Raw genomic sequence first — 5,260 nt, 5'->3', positions numbered from 1 at the left:
GGGGACGTAACCTTTGTAGGAGCGGGTTCACCCGCGAAGGGTCGCCCAGCGGCCCCGGCTTTCCCCGGCCGACAACAAAACATAACACCCCGCCCGTTGTACTCCCGCCAACATCCCCGCTACGATCCTCTCAAGCTATTGCAGGCCTCTAGATCAGGCATTCGCAAGGCCTGCAAGGCATTGACCCACCAAAAAGAACACAACAAGGGGGCAGTCATGAGGGAACAGTTACGTACGCCAGCCAGGCGTGGTGCCTGGCCATGGGCAGCCAGCGCGATGCTGGCACTGGCATTGGGTGTGTGGGCCGACAGCGCCCAGGCCGCGGCAGCCGACGAATACTCCACCGAGTCGGCCAAGGCCAGTGAAAGCCTGTTGATCGACACCACCCATGCCGGCAAGCGTCTGGTGGTGGTCGGTGATCGCGGCCACATTCTGTTCTCCGACGACCAGGGCAGTACCTGGACCCAGGCCCGGGTACCCACCCGGCAATTGCTCACTGCCGTGTTTTTCCTCGATGACAAGCATGGCTGGGCCGTCGGCCATGACGCGCAGATACTTGCCAGCAGCGACGGCGGCGCTACCTGGAGCAAGCAGTTCGAAGACCTCGCCCGTGAAGCGCCCTTGCTCGATGTCACCTTCCTCGACGCCCAGCACGGCTTTGCCGTGGGGGCCTATGGCGCCTTGCTGGAAACCACCGATGGCGGGCAGCACTGGCAGGACGTGGCCGAGCGGCTGGACAACCCGGACCAGTTGCACCTGAACGGTATCGCCCAAGTGCGCGATGCCGGCCTGTTCATCGTGGGTGAGCAGGGCGGTATGTACCGCTCCGCCGACAAGGGCCAGACCTGGGCCAAGGTCCAGGGCCCCTACGAGGGCTCGCTGTTCGGCGTGATCGGCACCGCCAGGCCGCAGACCCTGCTGGCCTACGGCCTTCGTGGCAACCTGTTCCGCTCCAGCGACTTCGGTGACAGCTGGCAGCCGATCGAACTCAAGGCCGCGCGCGGTACGCTGGAGTTCGGCCTGGCAGGCGCTACGCTTGTCGATGATGGCACCCTGGTGCTGGTCGGCAATGGTGGCAGCGTGCTGCGCAGCACGGACGACGGCCAGACTTTCAGCGTGTACAACCGTGCCGACCGCCTCGCCCTGGCCGGCGTCAGTGGCCTGGCCAACGGCGGCCTGCTGCTGGTAGGGCAGGGTGGTGTGCACCTGACCAGCGCCGAAGGGGCTGATCAGGCTGCCCGGGAGGTGCGTCCATGACCAGCAGGGAGAGCATTGCCATGCACCCGCATCATCAGGATCAAGCCACGCTGCTCGAACGCCTGATCTTCAATAACCGCCCAGTGGTCATCGCCCTGTGCGTGCTGGTCAGCATTTTCCTGTTCTGGCAGGCCACGCAGATTCGCCCGTCCACCAGCTTCGAGAAGATGATCCCGCTGCAGCACCCGTTCATCGAGCAGATGATGGAGCACCGCAACGACCTGGCCAACCTCGGCAACACCGTGCGCATCTCGGTGGAGGCGGTGAACGGTGACATCTTCGACAAGGACTACATGGAGACCTTGCGTCAGATCCATGACGAGGTGTTCTACATTCCCGGTGTCGACCGGGCCGGGTTGAAGTCACTGTGGAGCCCCAGCGTGCGCTGGAGCGAGGTCACCGAGGAGGGCTTTTCCGGTGGCGAAGTAATCCCTAACACCTACAACGGTTCGCAGGACAGCCTCGATAGCTTGCGCGACAACGTGCTCAAGTCAGGCCAGGTGGGGCGCCTGGTAGGCAACAACTTCAAGTCCAGCATCGTCGACGTGCCGCTGCTGGAGAGCTACCCGGACCCGCAGGACCCTGGCAAACAGGTGAAGCTGGACTACCAGCAGTTCTCTCACCTGCTGGAAGAGAAGATCCGCGACAAGTTCCAGGCGCAGAACCCCAATGTAAAAATCCACATCGTCGGCTTTGCCAAGAAGGTCGGTGACCTGATCGATGGCCTGGTGATGGTGGCGATGTTCTTCGGCGTCGCCCTGGCGATCACCTTGGTGTTGTTGTACTGGTTTACCTGGTGCATCCGCAGCACTGTCGCCGTGCTCATTACCACGCTGGTGGCGGTGGTCTGGCAGTTGGGGCTGATGCATGCGGTGGGCTTTGGCCTGGACCCGTACTCGATGCTGGTGCCGTTCCTGATCTTCGCCATCGGCATTTCCCACGGGGTGCAGAAGATCAACGGTATCGCGCTGCAGTCGAGTGATGCCGACAATGCCCTAACCGCTGCCCGGCGCACATTCCGTCAGTTGTTCCTGCCGGGAATGATCGCCATTCTTGCCGACGCAGTGGGCTTCATTACCCTGCTCATCATCGACATCGGGGTGATTCGCGAACTGGCCATCGGCGCCTCCATCGGTGTGGCGGTGATCGTGTTCACCAACCTGATCATGTTGCCGGTGGCCATCTCCTACGTCGGCATCAGCAAGAAGGCCATCGAGCGCAGCAAGAAAGACGCGACCCGCGAGCACCCGTTCTGGCGCCTGTTGTCGAACTTCGCCAGTGCCAAGGTGGCGCCGGTGTCGGTGGTGCTGGCACTGCTCGCCTTCGCCGGCGGCCTGTGGTACAGCCAGAACCTGAAGATCGGTGACCTCGACCAGGGTGCACCGGAGCTGCGCCCCGACTCGCGCTACAACCAGGACAACAACTTCATCATCAGCAACTACTCGACCAGTTCCGATGTGCTGGTGATCATGGTCAAGACGCCGTCGGAGAAGTGCTCGGTCCACTCGACCATGGCGCCGATCGACGAGCTGATGTGGACCATGGAAAACACCCCTGGCGTGCAGTCGGCGATTTCCCTGGTCACCGTTTCCAAACAGGTGATCAAGGGCATGAACGAGGGCAGCCTGAAATGGGAAACCCTGTCGCGCAACCCGGACATCCTCAACAACTCTATCGCCCGGGCCGATGGCCTTTACAACGGCGACTGCTCATTGGCACCCGTGCTGGTGTTCCTCAATGATCACAAGGCTGAAACGCTGGAGCGCGTCACCGCCGTGGCCAAGGCGTTTGCCGACAGCCATGACAAGGAAGGCCTGCAGTTCCTGCTGGCGGCGGGCAACGCGGGCATCGAGGCCGCTACCAACGAGGTGATCAAGTCGGCCGAGCTGACCATCCTGATCCTGGTGTACATCTGCGTGGCCGTGATGTGCCTGATCACCTTCCGCTCGTTCGCCGCCACGCTGTGCATCGTGCTGCCCCTGGTGCTGACCTCGGTGCTGGGCAACGCGCTGATGGCCTACATGGGCATCGGGGTGAAAGTGGCGACCTTGCCGGTGGTGGCGCTGGGTGTGGGGATTGGTGTGGACTATGGCATCTATATCTACAGCCGCCTGGAAAGCTTCCTGCGTGCCGGTTTACCGTTGCAGGAGGCGTATTACCAGACCCTGCGCTCGACCGGCAAAGCGGTGCTGTTCACCGGGCTGTGCCTGGCCATTGGGGTATGCACCTGGATTTTCTCGGCGATCAAGTTCCAGGCGGACATGGGTCTGATGCTGACCTTCATGCTGCTTTGGAACATGTTTGGTGCGTTGTGGCTGCTACCGGCATTGGCGCGGTTCCTGATCAAGCCTGAGAAGATGGTGGGCAAGGAGGGTGGGTCGATCTTTGCCCATTGATTGAAGGGGCCGCAATGCGGCCCCAAGGTTATACTGCCAATCCATTTCAGATTGGTACCCCTATGTCCCCCCTCGCTACCGCCCTGCAGGCCTGCGATATGCTTCTGATCGACGGCCTGCACGCCTTCGACTTCACCGCCGATGAAGCCGGCCTCACTGTCGAATGCATGGACGGCCGCCAATTGCGCCGCTGGTCGTTCACGCCTGAGCAAATCGCTGCCGCCATCGCCACCGGAGACGAGTGGCAACTCGACGATGCCAACGGCGCGCATCGACTAGTCTGTATGAGTGCCTTTCGCGCCCCGGATGATGAGCAAGATGAACCGCACCTGGACTAACCTGCTGACCGCTAGCCTGATGAGCCTGACTATCCACGCCCACGCCTCGACGTTGCTGGTGGGCAGCTACACCGATGGCGCCAGCCAGGGTATCTACCGCTACCAGTTCGACGACAAGGCCGGCCGCATCGACCCCACACCGCGACAAGTGGTCAAGAACGTCAACCCTTCCTGGCTTGTGCTGTCGGCCGACCAGCGTCAGCTGTTCGTGGTCAATGAAACCCCGGGTGGCCATGCCAGTAGTTTCAGCGTCAGCACCAAGGGCGAAATCAAGCCGCTCAACCAGATGGTCACCCAAGGTGACGAACCGACTCACGCCAGCCTCAGTCGTGACCAGCGTTATCTGTTCGTGGCCAACTACGCGGTCAAGCCTGACCCCGGCGGCAGCCTGGTGGTCATCCCGGTGGCCAGGGACGGCAAACTCGAGCCCGCGGTGCAACAGGCCCGGCACAAGGCGAGTGGCGTCAACCCCGAGCGCCAGGCCGGTGCCCATGTGCATGCACTGGTGCTGTCGCCCGATGGCCAGCATGTCTATGCCTGCGACCTGGGCGCGGACAAGGTATTCATCTACCGCTACGACGGCGCCAGTGTGGACAAGCCGTTGAGCCCGGCAATCCCGGCCTCGGTGGCCTTGCCGCCAGGCAGTGGGCCCCGTCACCTGCTGTTCGACGCCAAGGGCCAGCATGCTTACCTGACGTTGGAGATGAGTGGCGAAGTGGTGATGTTCGACGTCGAGGACGCTGCTTTGCTTGAGCGTCAACGCCTGCCGCTGACCGAGCAGCAGGATGCAGCGGCCAAGGCAGCGGGAGGCCTGCACCTGTCGGCGGACGGCCGCTTCCTGTACGTGAGCAACCGTGGCACGGCGAATGAAATCCTGGTGTTCGCGGTTGGCAAGAATGACGGCCAGTTGACGTTCGTGCAGCGCCGCTCCGTGGAAGGCGATCACCCCCGCGAATTTGCCCTGGACCCTAGCGGCAATTTCCTGCTGGTAGCCAACCAGAAGAGCAACCAGATCGTGGTCATGCGCCGTGATCTCTTGACTGGCAAGTTGGGGGAGACCGTGCAGACCATGGCGCAGGACGCGCCTTCGGACCTGAAGTTCATCGATTAAGAGGTTGGGAGGGTTCGCTCATAGGTGAACTGGCCAGACACACCGTGCAAGAAGTGGATTTACCTGCGAAAGGGCCGGGCCTGCTGGCCAATTTTCACGAGCCGTTCACTGTTGCCGCCGCCACCGTATTCGCGGGTAAACCCGCTCCTACACACAGA

4 protein-coding genes are annotated in these 5,260 nt (G+C 62.1%); all 4 read left to right on the top strand.

Annotation, left to right across the window (positions count from 1 at the left end):
* Nucleotides 1-216: 216 nt before the first annotated feature.
* The 4 genes from ACF8GF_RS24210 (at nt 217) to ACF8GF_RS24195 (ending at nt 5,102) form a co-directional block, all read left to right on the top strand.
* Entirely contained in the window at nt 217-1,257 is a 1,041-nt protein-coding gene (locus tag ACF8GF_RS24210) for a YCF48-related protein (protein ID WP_176684486.1), read from the top strand.
* Nucleotides 1,254-3,653, top strand: coding sequence for an RND family transporter (locus ACF8GF_RS24205; protein ID WP_176684485.1), 2,400 nt, complete (start codon nt 1,254-1,256; stop codon nt 3,651-3,653). The genes ACF8GF_RS24210 and ACF8GF_RS24205 overlap by 4 nt, the downstream gene beginning before the upstream one ends.
* 62 nt (nt 3,654-3,715) lie before the next feature.
* Nucleotides 3,716-3,991 (top strand): DUF5629 family protein, encoded by a 276-nt coding sequence (locus ACF8GF_RS24200; RefSeq protein ID WP_176684484.1) that lies wholly within the window; start codon nt 3,716-3,718, stop codon nt 3,989-3,991.
* Nucleotides 3,972-5,102, top strand: coding sequence for a lactonase family protein (locus ACF8GF_RS24195; RefSeq protein WP_256122363.1), 1,131 nt, complete (start codon nt 3,972-3,974; stop codon nt 5,100-5,102). Before ACF8GF_RS24200 ends, ACF8GF_RS24195 begins: the two co-directional genes overlap by 20 nt.
* Nucleotides 5,103-5,260 lie beyond the last annotated feature (158 nt).

Source organism: Pseudomonas sp. yb_5 (assembly GCF_043103865.1).
Taxonomy (GTDB): Bacteria; Pseudomonadota; Gammaproteobacteria; order Pseudomonadales; family Pseudomonadaceae; genus Aquipseudomonas; species Aquipseudomonas putida_Y.
This window is presented reverse-complemented; position numbering and strand designations above follow the sequence as displayed.

Excerpts from the sequence above, each read along its gene's own strand:
- ACF8GF_RS24200 (WP_176684484.1), top strand. The coding sequence starts at position 3,716 with ATGTCCCCCCTCGCTACCGCCCTGCAGGCCTGCGATATGCTTCTGATC.
- ACF8GF_RS24195 (WP_256122363.1), top strand. The coding sequence starts at position 3,972 with ATGAACCGCACCTGGACTAACCTGCTGACCGCTAGCCTGATGAGCCTG.
- ACF8GF_RS24210 (WP_176684486.1), top strand. The coding sequence starts at position 217 with ATGAGGGAACAGTTACGTACGCCAGCCAGGCGTGGTGCCTGGCCATGG.
- ACF8GF_RS24205 (WP_176684485.1), top strand. The coding sequence starts at position 1,254 with ATGACCAGCAGGGAGAGCATTGCCATGCACCCGCATCATCAGGATCAA.